11 protein-coding genes and 1 pseudogene are annotated in these 15,069 nt (G+C 70.3%); all 12 read left to right on the top strand.

Going from position 1 to position 15,069, the window contains the following annotated elements:
* Positions 1-98: 98 nt before the first annotated feature.
* Positions 99-1,115 carry a 16S rRNA (cytosine(1402)-N(4))-methyltransferase RsmH gene (gene rsmH, locus FEZ32_RS00145; RefSeq protein WP_051238296.1) on the top strand — a complete coding sequence of 339 codons (1,017 nt, stop codon included), beginning with the start codon at positions 99-101 and terminating at the stop codon, positions 1,113-1,115.
* Entirely contained in the window at positions 1,112-1,564 is a 453-nt protein-coding gene (gene ftsL, locus FEZ32_RS00140) for a cell division protein FtsL (protein ID WP_051238295.1), read from the top strand. The genes rsmH and ftsL overlap by 4 nt, the downstream gene beginning before the upstream one ends.
* Before the next feature lie 137 nt (positions 1,565-1,701).
* Positions 1,702-3,435 carry a peptidoglycan D,D-transpeptidase FtsI family protein gene (locus tag FEZ32_RS00135; RefSeq protein ID WP_244937996.1) on the top strand — a complete coding sequence of 578 codons (1,734 nt, stop codon included), beginning with the start codon at positions 1,702-1,704 and terminating at the stop codon, positions 3,433-3,435.
* Positions 3,432-5,156, top strand: coding sequence for a UDP-N-acetylmuramoyl-L-alanyl-D-glutamate--2,6-diaminopimelate ligase (locus tag FEZ32_RS00130; RefSeq protein ID WP_476692234.1), 1,725 nt, complete (start codon positions 3,432-3,434; stop codon positions 5,154-5,156). Before FEZ32_RS00135 ends, FEZ32_RS00130 begins: the two co-directional genes overlap by 4 nt.
* Positions 5,153-6,589, top strand: coding sequence for a UDP-N-acetylmuramoyl-tripeptide--D-alanyl-D-alanine ligase (locus FEZ32_RS00125; RefSeq protein WP_138679615.1), 1,437 nt, complete (start codon positions 5,153-5,155; stop codon positions 6,587-6,589). Before FEZ32_RS00130 ends, FEZ32_RS00125 begins: the two co-directional genes overlap by 4 nt.
* A complete protein-coding gene (gene mraY, locus FEZ32_RS00120; protein WP_138679614.1) occupies positions 6,586-7,650 on the top strand; it encodes a phospho-N-acetylmuramoyl-pentapeptide-transferase in 1,065 nt (354 codons plus the stop codon). The genes FEZ32_RS00125 and mraY overlap by 4 nt, the downstream gene beginning before the upstream one ends.
* Positions 7,632-9,131, top strand: a complete 1,500-nt coding sequence (gene murD, locus FEZ32_RS00115) for a UDP-N-acetylmuramoyl-L-alanine--D-glutamate ligase (RefSeq protein WP_028703112.1) — start codon at positions 7,632-7,634, stop codon at positions 9,129-9,131. The genes mraY and murD overlap by 19 nt, the downstream gene beginning before the upstream one ends.
* A 107-nt stretch (positions 9,132-9,238) precedes the next feature.
* Positions 9,239-10,414, top strand: coding sequence for a putative lipid II flippase FtsW (gene ftsW, locus FEZ32_RS00110; protein WP_028703111.1), 1,176 nt, complete (start codon positions 9,239-9,241; stop codon positions 10,412-10,414).
* Positions 10,415-10,490: 76 nt separating this feature from the next.
* Positions 10,491-11,645, top strand: a complete 1,155-nt coding sequence (gene murG / locus FEZ32_RS00105) for an undecaprenyldiphospho-muramoylpentapeptide beta-N-acetylglucosaminyltransferase (protein WP_028703110.1) — start codon at positions 10,491-10,493, stop codon at positions 11,643-11,645.
* Positions 11,632-13,053 (top strand): UDP-N-acetylmuramate--L-alanine ligase, encoded by a 1,422-nt coding sequence (gene murC / locus FEZ32_RS00100; RefSeq protein WP_028703109.1) that lies wholly within the window; start codon positions 11,632-11,634, stop codon positions 13,051-13,053. Before murG ends, murC begins: the two co-directional genes overlap by 14 nt.
* Positions 13,050-13,769 (top strand): cell division protein FtsQ/DivIB, encoded by a 720-nt coding sequence (locus FEZ32_RS00095; RefSeq protein WP_028703108.1) that lies wholly within the window; start codon positions 13,050-13,052, stop codon positions 13,767-13,769. The genes murC and FEZ32_RS00095 overlap by 4 nt, the downstream gene beginning before the upstream one ends.
* 175 nt (positions 13,770-13,944) lie before the next feature.
* Positions 13,945-14,992, top strand: a pseudogene (gene ftsZ / locus FEZ32_RS00090) (cell division protein FtsZ); the annotation flags it as partial.
* Between the last annotated feature and the right edge of the window lie 77 nt (positions 14,993-15,069).

The raw sequence follows: 15,069 nt of genomic DNA, 5'->3' as shown, positions 1-15,069 counted from the left end.
GTCCCGACGCAGATCCCCTGGCACAACTTCCCCTGTGCCAGGTGGTCTCGTCGGGCCGGAACCTCGTTCCACGATGACAGGTATGCGGGAGGGAACCGATGGGTCGGACAGACGGCGCACCCGAGGGTGCCTCCTGCGCCGACCCCGCCCCGACCATCGGGAGCGACTCCCTCCACCAGCCCGTGATGCGTGACCGGGTGGTTGCGCTGCTGACTCCTGCGCTGAACCATCCCGGGGCCGTCCATGTCGACGGGACCTTGGGCATGGGGGGCCATGCCGAGGCGGTTCTGGAGGCCTGTCCGGCCGCCAGCCTGGTCGGCATCGACCGAGACACCCAGGCCCTGGCACTGGCCGGACGCCGGCTGGCCCGGTTCGGCGACCGCGTGCACCTGGTCCACGCCGTCCATGACGAGCTCCCGAGTGTTCTGGACGACCTGGGGCTCGCCCGGGTCGACTCCGTGCTGCTCGACCTCGGACTGTCCTCCCTGCAGATCGATCGCGCCGACCGTGGGTTCGCCTACTCGGTCGACTCCCCCCTGGACATGCGGATGGACCAGGAGAAGGGGCGCACGGCGGCCGATCTGGTCAATGCCGACTCCCGCCAGGAGCTCACCCGGATCATCTCGCGATACGGCGAGGAGAGGTTCGCCGGCCGGATCGCCGCGGCCATCGTGGCGGCCCGCGAGGAACAGCCCTTCACCAGCTCCGCCCGACTGGTCGAGGTGATCAGCGGGGCCATCCCGGCCGCGGTGCGCCGACGCAGCCACAGTCACCCGGCCAAGAAGACCTTCCAGGCGCTGAGGATCGCGGTCAACGGGGAGATGGACACCCTCGCCCGGGTCATCCCCGAGGCGCTGTCCCGCCTGGCGGTCGGCGGTCGGATGGCGGTGCTGGCCTACCACTCCCTGGAGGACCGGCCCGTCAAGGAGGCCTTCCGGGCCGCCTCCTCGGACTCGGCACCGGCCGGACTTCCGGTCGTCCCCGAGTCGATGACGGCCCGTTTCATCACCCTCACCAGGGGGGCCGAGCGGCCCGACGCCGATGAGCTCACCACCAACCCGCGCAGCGGCTCGGCCCGCCTGAGGGCCGTGCAGAGAATCAAGGAGGAAGTATGAGCGCCGAGATCGCGACGCCGTCCGGCTGGTTCTCCCGTCCCGGGTCCCAGCGGGAGCGTCGCAGACCCCTGCTGCGGGCGGTGCCCCGTGCCGCGGGACAGATGGGCAATCTCGCCTTCACCGTCGTGGTGCTGCTGATCCTCGCTCTGGGACTGGTGGTCGCTCTGGTGCTCAACACCTCCTTGCAGAGCCAGTCGGCGGCGATCGCCGAGAAGAAGGCGGCGGTCGACTCGTTGTCCCACCGGCAGGCCGCGCTGAGCAGCAAGATCGACGTCAAGAGGTCCCCGACCAGTCTCCAGAGCGCCGCCTCCGATCTCGGCATGGTGCCCAATCTCACTCCGGCCTTCATCGATCTGCGCACCGGCAAGGTGATCGGCACCCCGCACAAGGTCACCGGAAATGAGGTCGAGGACCTCACCAGGGCCCCGGTGTCGGCGGGAACTCGATGACCTCCGACCGGCCGGGAACGGCCAGGCCGGCTCGGGGATCATCGGCGATCGGTCCAAGGCCGCGCCCACCGCGTCACACCGCCCTCGCCAGCCAGCGCGGACGGCTCACCCTCGCCCTGGTGTTCATTCTGCTGGCGATGTCGGCGTTGGCGGGCCGTGCCCTCCAGCTCCAGGCCATCAAGGCCCCGGCCTACGCGGCCTCGGCGGCGAAGAAGATCCAGCAGGCCTACGACCTCTATCCCGACCGTGGACAGATCACCGACCGGAACGGCACGGTGCTGGCGGCCAGCGAACCGGCCGTGCTGGTCTTCGCGGACCCCCTGATGATCAGCCGCAACGGCGTCGACGAGCGTGTCTCGATGGGCCCGCTGGAGACCCAGAAGGCGGCGGCGGCCCCCAAGGCGATCGCCAAGGTGCTGGCCCGCTACCTGGGCGGGACCCCCGAGGACTACCGCGAGATGGTCACCAGCAGGAAGCCCGACGGCACCCTGGCGCGGTACTCCCTGGTGCGCAAGCACGTCCCCAGCTACACCTACGACCTGATCCGCAAGGCCCTGGCCGCGGGCAAGTGGTACGGCATCAACGCGACCCATGATCCGGTGCGCACCTATCCCTCGGGCACCCTGGCCTCCAACGTCATCGGTTTCGTCAACCAGGACGGGGTGGGCGCCGGGGGACTGGAGTACTCCCTCAACAAGCAGCTGAGCGGGACCAAGGGCCGGGAGTCCTACGAGGCGTCGACCTACGGCCGGATCCCGCTGGGCCGCGACACCCTGGTGCCGGCTGTCAACGGGACCGACTACACCCTGACCCTGGACGCCAGCATGCAGCTCACCGTCCAGAACGCCCTGGCCAGCGCGGTGGCCAACACCAGGGCGGCCAGTGGCGAGGCCATCGTGATGAATGTCAAGACCGGCGAGATCCTGGCGATGGCCTCGATGCCCACCTTCGACTCCAGCAAGGCGGGCTCGGCCACCGGCAACGAGATGATCAATCACGCGGTCCAGGACGCCTACGAGCCAGGATCGGTGCAGAAGGTGCTCACCATGGCCGCGCTGGCCGACAAGGGACTGGTGACCGCCGACTCGCACCTGGTGGTGCCGCCGTCGATCAGCTCGGGAGGCGGCACCATCAAGGACGCCTTCAGTCACGGCACCCTCAACCTCACCACCCGAGGAGTGATCGCCTACTCCTCCAACATCGGCACCACTCTGCTCACCCGCAAGATGGACAAGGCCACCCTCGCCCGATACCTGCGGTCCTTCGGGCTGGGCTCGACAACCGGAATCGGGCTTCCCGGGGAGGCCACCGGGTCGGTACCCGGCGCCTCGATGGCCGACTTCACCCGGGACCAGATCTCCTTCGGGCAGGGACTGTCGGTGACCGCGGTCCAGGAGGCGGCGGCGGTCGCCGCGATCGTCAACGGCGGCGTCTACCACTCGCCGACCATCATCCGCTCTGCGCGCAACGGGGACGGGGAGCAGGTGAAGGTCCCCGGGTCGGCCAGTCGCAGGGTGATCTCCGCCAAGGCCTCGGCCCAGGTGCGCGACATGATGGAGGCGGTGGTGACCCTGGAGCCCGATCGCGCCGTCAAGGGGTACCGGACCATCGGCAAGACCGGAACTGCTCAGCGCATCGATCCGAGCTGTCACTGCTACCGTGGCTACACGGCGTCTTTCGTGGGGGTCGGCCCGGCCGAGAATCCGAGCATCCTCACCTATGTCGTCCTCAACAATCCCGTCAAGGGCCATGAGGGAAGTGGGGTCGCCCTTCCGGTGGCACAGCGGATCATGTCTGTGGCGCTGCCCCGGTACGGTGTTGAACCCTCCACCACGAAGGCCCCCAGAGCCGTTCTGGAGTATCAGCCGTGAGCCCTGCCTCGTCCCATCTGCCCTCCTCCCACCTGCTGCGCCCCTCCGTGGTGCGCACCACCGGGTGGCAGGACCTGCTCGAGGTGCTGCCCCGCGCCACGGTGGTCGGCGAGCTGCCCGGGACCGGGGTTCGCGGCATCACCCTGGACTCCCGGCAGGTGGATCCCGGCGACCTGTACGTCGGGCTGCCGGGGACCCGTTTCCACGGCGCCCAGTTCGCCGGTCAGGCCCTCGACTCCGGGGCGGTCGCAGTGCTCACCGATGACGCCGGCCGCCAGATCCTGGCCGACAACGGCCTGGACCAGGTGCCCGCCCTGGTGGTCGACCAGCTGAGGATCGCGATGTCCCGCGCCTCGGCCCTCATCTTCGGTCGCCCGGCCGAGCGGATGACGATGTACGGGATCACCGGCACCAACGGGAAGACCACCACCGCCTTCCTGGTGGAGGCCGGTCTGCTGGCCGCCGGACGCTGCGCCGGCAGCATCGGCACCATCGGCTACCGATTGGCCGGCCATCCGCTGGCCAGCGCCAGAACCACCATCACCACCCCGGAGTCCCCGGACCTGCAGGCCCTGTTCGCCGCGCTGGCCGACCACGGCGCCAGCGACACCGTGATGGAGGTCTCCTCCCACGCGCTGGCCCTGCACCGGGTCGACGGCACCCTCTTCGACGTCACCGCATTCACCAATCTGGGCCGCGACCACCTGGACTTCCACAAGACGATGGAGAACTACTACCGGGCCAAGGCCCGGCTCTTCAGCTCCGAACTCAGCCGCGTCGCGGTCATCAACGTCGACGACGAGCACGGCCGACGACTGGCCGACGAGGTGAGAGTCCTGGGCCGGGTCCGGGTCATCACCACCTCGATCGAGGCGCCCTCGAACTACCGGGTGGTCAGCTGGCGTCCCGAGGGCGGACTGGGCAGTGAGCTGGAGGTCGACACCCCCTCGGGCCGTCGCCAGCTGCACCTCAGCCTGCCCGGGGAGTTCAACGTCCGCAACGCGGTGATGGCCCTGGCGATGCTGGAGGCCGCCGGGCACGACTTCGAGTCGGTGGCCCCCGGGCTGGCGATCGCCCAGGTGCCGGGCAGGATGCAGCGGGTGCCGCTGGACCCGGGCGCCCCCGAGGTGCTGGTGGACTTCGCGCACACCCCCCAGGCGATCGGGGAGGCCCTGCGGGCCGCCCGCACCGCCACCCGGGGACGGCTGGTCGCCGTCCTGGGGGCGGGTGGCGACCGCGACGTCGCCAAGCGGGGGCCGATGGGTCGGACCGCGGCCCAGGAGGCCGACGTCGTGGTCGTCACCGACGACAACCCTCGCTCCGAGGATCCGGCCTCGATCCGGGCCGAGGTGCTGGAGGGGGCCAGGTCGGTGCCCGGGGACCGTCAGGTCGTCGACGGAGGTGCCCGCCGCCGGGCGATCAGCACCGCCCTGGAGCTGGCCGGCCCCGATGACCTCGTCGCGATCCTCGGCAAGGGGCACGAGACGGGCCAGGAGATCGCCGGCCGGGTGATGCCCTTCGACGATCGGGTGGTGGCCGGCCAGCAGTGGAGCGCTCTGGAGAGGTTCAGGGCCGGCGACACCGACCCGGGCGGGGAGGCCGCGGAGAACGAGTCCGACGGCCCAGCCCGGGTTGATCCGGCCCGGCGTGATCCAGCCCGGCTTGGCACAGCACACGTCGAGAATGCCCACGCGGGGAACGGAGAGGACCAGAAGGCATGAGGATCCTGACCACGTCGGAGATTGCGGCCGCCATCGGAGCCCGGCTGAGTGGGGAGGCCGACACCCCGGTGGGCCCCCGGGTCGTCATCGACACCCGGCTGGCCGACCGGGGGAGCCTGTTCGTCGCACTTCCCGGGGAGCGGGTCGACGGCCACGACTTCACCGGGGCGGCGGCCCGGGCGGGAGCCGCGGCGGTGCTGGCCACCCGGCTCACCGATGCCGACCTGCCGCACCTGGTGGTCTCCGACTCCCAGCAGGGACTCACCGATCTGGCCCGTCACCTGGTGGCCCTCGAGAGGGCGCGCGGGATGCGGGCTGTCGCGCTGACCGGTTCCTCGGGCAAGACCAGCACCAAGGACATCCTCGCCCAGGTGCTGGACGCCGCCGGAGCGACGGTCTCCCCGGTGGGCAGCTTCAACAATGAGATCGGCGTCCCGCTCACCGCCTGCGGGATCGACGAGAAGACCGACTTCCTGGTGAGTGAGATGGGCGCCCGCGGCAAGGGCCACATCGCGTGGCTCACCTCGATCGTGCCCCCCGACGTGGCGATGGTGCTCAACGTCGGGACCGCGCACCTGGGGGAGTTCGGCTCCCGCGATGCGATCGCCGCCGCCAAGGGGGAGATCGTCGAGGCTCTGGAGGCCGGCGGGTGGGCGGTCCTCAACGCCGCCGATCACCGGGTCGCCGCGATGACCTCGCGGACCGCCGGTCAGATCGCCTGGTTCAGTCCCGACGACTCCCACCGTCACCCCGGGGCCGCCATCGAGGCCTGGGCCGACCAGGTGAGCTACGACGACCTGGAGCGCCACAGCTTCACCCTCCATCTGCGCTCCGGTGGCACCGAGTCGGCCGAACAGGTCCGGCTGCGCACGATGGGCGCCCACCAGGTGGCCAATGCAGTCGCCGCCGCCGCGGCCGCCGCCTGCTGCGGGATGGACGCCGCCACCATCGCGGCCCGGCTGTCGGCGGCGACCAGCAGGTCGCCCTGGCGGATGGAGCTCGATGAGCGGCGGGACGGACTGGTCGTGGTCAACGACTGCTACAACGCCAACCCGGACTCGATGAGAGCCGCCCTCGACGCGCTGTCGGGGATCCTCTCCAGGAGACGTGGGCACGACCCCGCGACCCGGGGGATCGCGGTGCTGGGGGAGATGCGCGAGCTCGGACCCAGCGCACCGCAACTGCACCGCGAGGCCGGCCGCCAGGCGGCCCGGGCGGGATTCGACCTGGTGCTGTGCCTGGGCGAGCACGCCGCCGACCTGGCCGGCGGCGTCGCCGAGGGGGGAGTGGAGTCCCGCGTGGTGGATGCCACCCAGGTCGCCGGTTCGGTAGATTGGTTCGCGCATGATGTCGTGCTGGTCAAGGCATCCAGGACCCTGAGGCTTGAGAGGGTCGCCGCGGAGATCCTGGACGACAAGGGAGGCCGGGCGTGAAGAACATTCTGCTGGCGGGTGGAATATCGATGCTGGGCACCCTTCTGGGTACCCGGTGGTTGATCGGCTACCTCGCCAAGCGCGGCTTCGGCCAGTTCATCCGCGACGACGGTCCCAAGACCCACGCCGCCAAGAAGGGCACCCCGACGATGGGTGGGGCCGCCATCATCGTCTCGGTGATCGTCGCCTACTTCCTGGCCCACCTCATCACCTGGACCCATGTCACGATCTCGGCCCTGCTGGTCCTGTGGCTGTTCGCCGGCCTGGGGTTCATCGGCTTCCTGGACGACTGGCGCAAGATCTCCAACCAGCGCTCGCTGGGCCTGAAACCCCGCGGCAAACTCATTGGCCAGGCCATCGTGGCGATCGGTTTCGCGGTCGGGGTGATGTACTTCCCGAACCGCGTCGGTGTCACCCCCGGATCCTCGGCGATCTCCTTCCTGCGCGACATCTCGTGGCTGCAGCTGCCGCTGTGGCTCGGGGTGATCTGGGTCATCCTGCTCGTCGCGGGAGCCTCCAACGCCGTCAACCTCACCGACGGGCTGGACGGTCTGGCGCCCGGCTCGGCGACCATGGTGTTCGCCGCCTACACCCTGCTGAGCCTGTGGCAGTTCAACCAGTGGTGCACCGGCCATGCCGGCCCGCAGTGCTACACGGTCCGCGACCCCCACGACATGGCCGTCGTGGCGCTGGCCCTGTCAGGGGCCTGTTTCGGATTCCTGTGGTGGAACGCGAAGCCGGCCAAGATCTTCCTCGGCGACACCGGATCGCTGGCCATCGGCGGCGCGGTCGCCGGGCTCGCGGTGATGAGTCGCACCGAGTTGCTCCTCATCGTCATCGGTGGCCTGTTCGTCATCGAGACCCTGTCGGTGATCATCCAGATCAGCGTGTTCAAGATGACGGGCGGCAAACGGGTGTTCAAGATGGCACCGCTGCACCACCATTTCGAGCTCAAGGGATGGAATGAGATCACCGTGGTGATCCGGTTCTGGATCATCTGCGGTCTGATGGTGGCGGCGGGACTGGGAATCTTCTACGCGGAATGGGTGGTCGGACAGTGAACGACAGGAACGACGTGAGGCAGCAGCTGGCCGGGGCCGACCGGACCTTCGACTGGACCAGGGTGCGGGCGGTGATCGCCGGTCTGGGCACCTCCGGGTACGCCTCGGCCGACGCCCTGCTGGAGCTCGGCGCCCAGGTGACGGTCGTCGACGACGCCATCGACGAGGGGCACCGGGACAAGGGCGGACTGCTCGAGGTGCTCGGCGCCACCGTGCACCTGGGGCCCGGCTCCACCGCGTCCCTGCCGCAGGACACCGATCTGGTGATCGTCTCTCCCGGCTGGCGACCGCTCCAACCGCTGGTGGCCGAGGCGCTGGCCACCGGCATCCCGGTCTGGGGCGAGCCGGAGCTGGCTTGGCGGCTGATGCACCCCGACCACGTGATCCCCTGGCTGGCCGTCACCGGCACCAACGGCAAGACCACCACCACCCAGATGACCGAGGCGATCCTCAAGGCAGACGGTCTGCGGGCCGCGGCGGTCGGCAACATCGGGCGGCCGATCCTGGAGGCGATGGCCGACGAGGTCGACTACCAGGTCTTCGCCGTCGAACTGTCCAGCTTCCAGCTGCACTGGTCCTCGTCGCTGTCCCTGCACTCTGCGGCGGTGCTCAACCTGCACCAGGACCACCTGGAGTGGTACGCCGATCATCCCGACCCGTTCGCCGCCTACGGCGCCGACAAGGCCAAGATCTTCCACCGGGTGCAGCACTCCTGCGTCTACAACGTCGCCGACCCGGCGACCGAGCGGATGGTCGAGCAGGCCGACGTGGTGGAGGGGGCCCGTGCCATCGGGTTCACCCTGGGCACCCCGGGCCCCTCGATGGTCGGGGTGGTCGACGACCAGATCGTCGACCGCGCCTTCCTCGAGCAGCGCCAGAGCTCGGCCATCGAGCTGGCCAAGCTGTCCGACGTCCACCCCTTCGCCCCCCACAACGTGGAGAACGCCCTGGCGGCTGCCGCCCTCACCCGGTCCTTCGGGGTGCACCCCCGCGCGGTCGCCCAGGGACTGCGCGACCTCCACCTGGGAGGCCACCGCATCGAGACCGTGCACCAGGCCGGCGGGCTCACCTGGGTCGACGACTCGAAGGCCACCAACCCGCACGCCGCGAACTCCTCGATGCGGGCCTACGACCACATCGTGTGGATCGCCGGGGGTCAGGCCAAGGGCACCGACTTCGACCACCTGGTCACCACCCACCGCGACAAGCTGCGCGGCGCCGTGGTGATCGGCATCGACCGGAAGATGATCGCCGAGACGCTGGCCCGCCTCGCTCCTCAGGTTCCCGTGGTGGTCCTCGACTCGACTGACCGTTCCGTGATGGCCGAGGCGGTCCACCGGGCTGCCGAGATGGCCCAGGCCGGCGACACCGTCCTGATGGCCCCCGGCTGCGCGAGCCTGGACATCTGGCCCGGTTACGCGGCCCGTGGGGACGACTTCGCCAAGGCGGCCCGGACGATCGACGGTCCAGTCAGGCGCTGAGAGTGCCCTCGCAGTCCGACGGCCCTTTCGATCGGTTGATCGCCTGGCTGGGCCACCTGCTGCGCCTGGACGGCGGCACCCGCAAGGTGGCCGGCTCCGACCGGCCGCTGCTGTCGCTGGCCCTGCTCGACTACTACGTCATCCTGGTCGCCACCATCCTGCTGGCATCCATCGGAGCCCTGATGAGTCTGTCCTCCTCATCGGTCTACGCGCAGTCCCAGGACCTCAGCCCGTACTACTACGCCCAACGACAGGTGCTGTTCCTGGTGGTCGGCGGGGGAGTCGCGGCGATCGCCTCCAGGCTGCGCGAACGATGGATCCGGATCGCCGGGCTGGCCGCCTACGCGGCATCGGTACTCATGCTGATCCTCGTCTTCACCCCACTGGGCAGCGACGCCGGCAAGGGAAACCGCAACTGGCTGGCCCTGGGGCCGGTCACCCTGCAGCCCTCGGAGTTCGCCAAACTGGCCCTGGTCATCGCCGGCTCCAGCTACCTGGCCGCCCGTCGCGAGGACCTCGGCAGAGCGCGCCACCTGGTGCCCTACCTGCTGATGTTCGCGGTGCCGGTGATCCTCATCATCGCTCAGGGAGACCTGGGAACCGTGATGATCATCGGCGCGGTGATGTTCGCCCAGATGTGGGCCTTCGGGATCCGGCTGCGCTATCTACTGGGGTTGATGGTGCTGGCCGCGGGCAGCGTGGCGGTGGCGGTGGCGACCCGACCCAGTCGGATGCGCAGGGTGCTGCTGTTCCTGAGTCCCACGGACTCCCCGGACGCCTCCCAGCAGCCGCTCAGCGCGATCTTCGCGCTGGCCTCCGGAGGCTGGTGGGGGGTCGGCATCGGAGCCTCCCGGCAGAAGTGGGGAGGTCTGTACGATGGCGCCCAGAACGACTACGTGTTCGCCGTTCTGGGTGAGGAGATGGGTCTGGTCGGCACGATGGCCGTGATCGTCCTGTTCGCCCTGCTCACCTGGGCGGGGATCAGGGTGGCGATGCGGTCCAGTTCGCAGTTCAGCCGCGCCCTGGCCGCCACCATCACGGCGTGGACGGCCATCCAGGCCGTCATGAACATGGGCGTCGCGCTCAATCTGTTCCCGGTCTTCGGGGTGCCGCTGCCGTTCATCTCGATCGGCGGGTCGGCGCTCATCTCGAACCTGGTGGCCGCCGGACTGCTGCTGGCCTGCGCCCGGGGAGAACGGGCGGCCGCGAAGTATCTCGACGCGTCGCGACGCTCGGGACCGCTCCGAGTGACTACCGTGGTGGACGGCGGTCGGCGCGGCTGAGGGGGCCGCCACGACCTCCCGGGATCGGGACAGACAGGATGAGAGGACGACCGATGAGACGAGAGGTGACCCGCAGATGGTGAATGTCGTGCTGGCTGGAGGTGGTACCGCAGGGCACACCTCGCCGTTGATCGCCACCGCCCAGGCGCTGGTGCGCCACCCCGATCTGGGACACCTGTCGTGCATCGGCACCCCCAAGGGGCTGGAGGGCAGGGTCATCCCGGAGGCGGGCCTGGAACTGGACATGATCGATCCGGTCCCGCTGCCCCGCAAACTCTCCGCCGAACTGCTCGAGGTCCCCGCCCACCTGCGCCGGGCCGTCCACCAGGCCGCCGAGGTGCTGCGCACCCGGCAGGCCGATGTGCTGGTCGGCTTCGGCGGGTACGTCTCGATGCCCGGCTACCTGGCGGCCCGCCGGGCCAAGGTGCCGATCGTCATTCATGAGCAGAACGCCGTGCCCGGCCTGGCGAACAAGGTCGCCTCGCGGTTCGCCGCCAGGGTCGCGGTCGCCTTCCCCGGCACCCCGCTGCCCGGCGCCCGGTTCATCGGGATGCCGCTGCGCGACGCGGTCACCGGACTGGCCCGACAGGACGCCGCGGCACGACGCAGCAGCGCGCTGGCAGCCCGGGCCGCACTCGGCCTGGACCCGGACCGTCCCACCCTGCTGGTCAGCGGCGGCTCCCAGGGGGCGGTGGCCATCAACGACGCGGTGGTGGCGGCCCGCGACCGGCTGCTGGCGGACGGGGTCCAGATCCTCCACGTGCTGGGACCCAAGAACATCGGATCGGCGGTCACGGTCACCGATCCCGACACCGGCGCCCGATGGGTCCCGGTGGCCTATCTGGACGACATGAGCCAGGGCTACGCGGCGGCCGACCTGATGGTCGCCCGGGCGGGGGCCGGAACGGTCGTGGAGACCGCTGCGGTCGGCCTGCCCACCATCTACGTGCCGCTGCCCCACGGCAACGGCGAACAGGCGCGCAATGCGGTCTCGGTGGTGGAGGCCGGCGCCGGCGTGCTGGTCGACAACGCCGCACTGGACGCCTCCCGGCTGCTGACCGAGACAGCGCGGATCCATCAGCCGCAGACCCTGGCCGCCATGTCGTCGGCCGGTCAGAGCCTGATGCCGGCCGATGCCGCCGAGAAGCTCGCCGAGATCGTGCTGGGAGCGGCCGACCGCTCCCGAACTGCCCGCCCCGTTCCCCAGGAGGACCCCGATGACGCTGCGTGAACCCGTTGAGCTGGCGGACCCCCGATCCATCGGGCCGGTCCACTTCATCGCCGTCGGGGGTGCCGGGATGAGCGGAGTGGCACGGATCTACGAGGAGCTGGGCGTACCGGTGTCGGGCTCCGACCAGGTGGACTCGGCCAATCTGCGCTCCCTGGCGGAGGCCGGGGTGCGCACCTGGGTGGGCCACGATCCCAGCCATCTGGACGGCGCGCAGACCGTCGTGGTCTCCTCGGCGATCCGCGCCGACAACCCCGAGCTGGTCGAGGCGCGACGCCGTGGACTGCGGATCTGGCACCGCAGCGCCGGGCTGGCCGCGCTGATGCTCGGTCACGAGGGGGTCTCGGTGGCCGGCACCCACGGCAAGACCACCACCACCGCGATGATCGCGGTGGCGCTGTCCCACGCCGGCGCGGACCCCTCCTATGTCATCGGCTCCCCGCTGGCCTCCACCGGTACCAGCTCCCATCTCGGAGGCGGCAAGGCCTTCGTGGTGGAGGCCGACGAGTCCGACGGGTCCTTCCTGCAGTACCCCAGCCAGATCGTGGTGGTCACCAATGTGGAGGCCGACCATCTGGACAACTGGGGCACCCCGCAGGCCTACTTCGAGGGATTCGTGCGGATGGCCTCCGGGCCGCGGGTGAACTACGTCGTCGTCGACATCGACAACCCCGGGTCCGCCGAACTGGCCCGACGGCTCCAGGAGACCGGCCACGTCCAGGTGGTGACCTACGGTGAGGGCGCCGGTGCCGACGTCCGGCTGACCGACCTGGACCTGGAGGGGTCCACCGTCGCCGCCACCCTCACCGGAGGACGGTCCTCGGGCCGGCTTCAGCTTCAGGTTCCCGGTCGCTACAACCTGTCCAACGCGGCGGCGGCCTTCGCTGTCGGAAGTCTGCTCGGGGTCGACCAGGCCGAACTGCTCGCCGGACTGGCCTCCTTCACGGGAACCCTGCGTCGCTTCCAGCTGGTGGGACGCCGCGGCGGGGTGAGCATCTTCGATGACTACGCCCACCACCCGACCGAGATCCGGGCCACCCTGGGGGCCGCTCGTCGGGCCGCCGCCGGCGGCCGGGTCATCGCCTGCTTCCAGCCCCACCTGTACACCCGCACCCGCGACTTCGCCACCGAGTTCGGCAAGGCCCTGGCGCTGGCCGACCGGGTCCTGGTCACCGACATCTACGCCTCCCGCGAGGACCCGATCCCCGGGGTCTCGGGTCGACTCGTGGAGGACGCCGTGGAGGCGGCCGGAGGGTCCTCCCGCTACGTCCCGGACAAGGGCGACCTGCCCGCGGCGCTGGCCGAGGAGGTGCGTCCGGGGGATCTGGTGATCACCCTGGGCGCCGGGGACGTCACCCTGGTCGGTCCCATCCTGCTGGGCCTGCTGCCCGGCGGCGACAGCGAGCGATGACCTCGAGGGTCTCGGACCTCACCCGTCCCATCGACCTGCGGCGTCGCCAGCGGCGGCGTCGCAGGCAGATTCTGGTGGCGGCCCTGGTCGCCCTGGTGGTGCTGCTGGGGGCCGGGGTGTGGGTGGTGCGCTGGTCCAGTCTGCTGGCGGTGCGCACCGTCACCGTCGAGGGGACCGGCCTGCTCAGCGCCGGTCAGGTGCGTGCCGCCGGACGGGTCCCCCAGGGCACTCCGCTGGCCAGGGTAGACGTCGGTGCGGTCGCCGCCCGGATCGCTCAGCTCCCGCCGGTCGAGGGCGTGCGGGTGCACCGCTCATGGCCCGACGGCATCCGGATCGTGGTCACCGAGCGCACCCCCGTCTACCAGGTGCGCGACGCCGGTCGTTACTACTGGGTCGACCGGACCGGAACGATCTTCCACGTCGCCGGTCAGGTGCGCCCGGGGCTGCCGCAGGCGCTCGCCGATCCCGGCGACAAGCGCCTCCTGGGCGATCTGGCGACCACCGTCGCCAGCCTCTCCACGACCCTGAGGTCCCAGACCGATCACCTGGAGGCCACCAGTCCCGACGCCATCGTGGTGGTTCTCTCGAAGGACCGCAGGGTGGTCTGGGGCAGTGCCGACCAGTCGGCGACGAAGTCGACGGTGGCCACCGCGATGCTCGGCACCCCGGCCAGGACCTACGACGTCTCCTCGCCGGATCATCCCACCGCACGCTGAGGGTGCCGATCCTCTCTGGTGCCGATCCGTGCCGGTGCCGGACTCACCTCAGGTGTCGATCTCTCAAGTAGTGATTGAGAGTCGGGGGCCATGCGGCGGGCCCGGTGGACACCCCCGGTGAGTGCTCATAGCCTGTGATGCGACCAGCGTTCAATGCGAAGTGAGGCAGACTCCCGTGGCAACTCCATCCCAGAACTACCTCGCCGTGATCAAGGTCGTGGGGGTCGGCGGCGGCGGATGCAATGCCGTCAACCGGATGATCGAGGCCGGACTCAAGGGAGTGGAATTCCTCGCCATCAACACCGACGCCCAGGCGCTGCTGATGAGCGACGCGGACGTCAAGCTCGATGTCGGTCGCGATCTCACCCGCGGCCTCGGTGCCGGCGCCGACCCCGACAAGGGAAGGCAGGCGGCCGAGGACCACTCCGACGAGATCGAGGAGTGTCTCAAGGGCGCCGACATGGTCTTCGTCACCGCCGGGGAGGGCGGTGGCACGGGAACCGGTGGCGCACCGGTGGTCGCCAAGATCGCCCGTTCACTGGGAGCCCTCACGATCGGGGTGGTCACCCGGCCGTTCAGTTTCGAGGGGCGTCGGCGCACCAGCCAGGCCGAGGACGGTATCGACCGGCTGCGCGAGGAGGTCGACACCCTCATCGTCATCCCCAATGACAAGTTGCTGTCGATGACCGATCAGCAGATCGCCATCATCGACGCCTTCAAGCAGGCCGACCAGGTGCTGATGCAGGGCGTCTCGGGAATCACCGACCTCATCACCACCCCCGGTCAGATCAACCTGGACTTCGCCGACGTCAAGTCGATCATGTCGAACGCCGGGTCGGCGCTGATGGGCATCGGGCACGCCTCCGGGGAGGACCGGGCGCGGGCCGCCGCCGAGATGGCGATCTCCTCGCCGCTGCTGGAGGTCTCCATCGACGGTGCGCACGGCGTCCTGCTGTCGATCGCCGGCGGCTCCGACCTGGGCCTGTTCGAGGTGGCCAGCGCGGCCAACCTCATCGAGGAGTCCGCCCACGACGAGGCCAACATCATCTTCGGAACGGTCATCGACGACGCCCTGGGCGACGAGGTGCGGGTCACCGTGATCGCCGCCGGCTTCGACGGCGGCCAGCCCCCCAAGCGCCAACCCGGGGTCACCACCCGCGCCGCGGCGCGTCCGGGAACCCCCGGCCAGAACTCCTCCCGTCCGGCCCAGACCCCCCCGGTCAAGCCGGCCCCGAAGGTCGCTCCGAGGGTGACCCCCGAGGAGACCCCGGTCGCCGAGCCGACCAATCCGCGGGTCGTG

It is taken from the genome of Acidipropionibacterium jensenii (assembly GCF_005890135.1).
Classification (GTDB): domain Bacteria; phylum Actinomycetota; class Actinomycetes; order Propionibacteriales; family Propionibacteriaceae; genus Acidipropionibacterium; species Acidipropionibacterium jensenii.
This window is presented reverse-complemented; position numbering and strand designations above follow the sequence as displayed.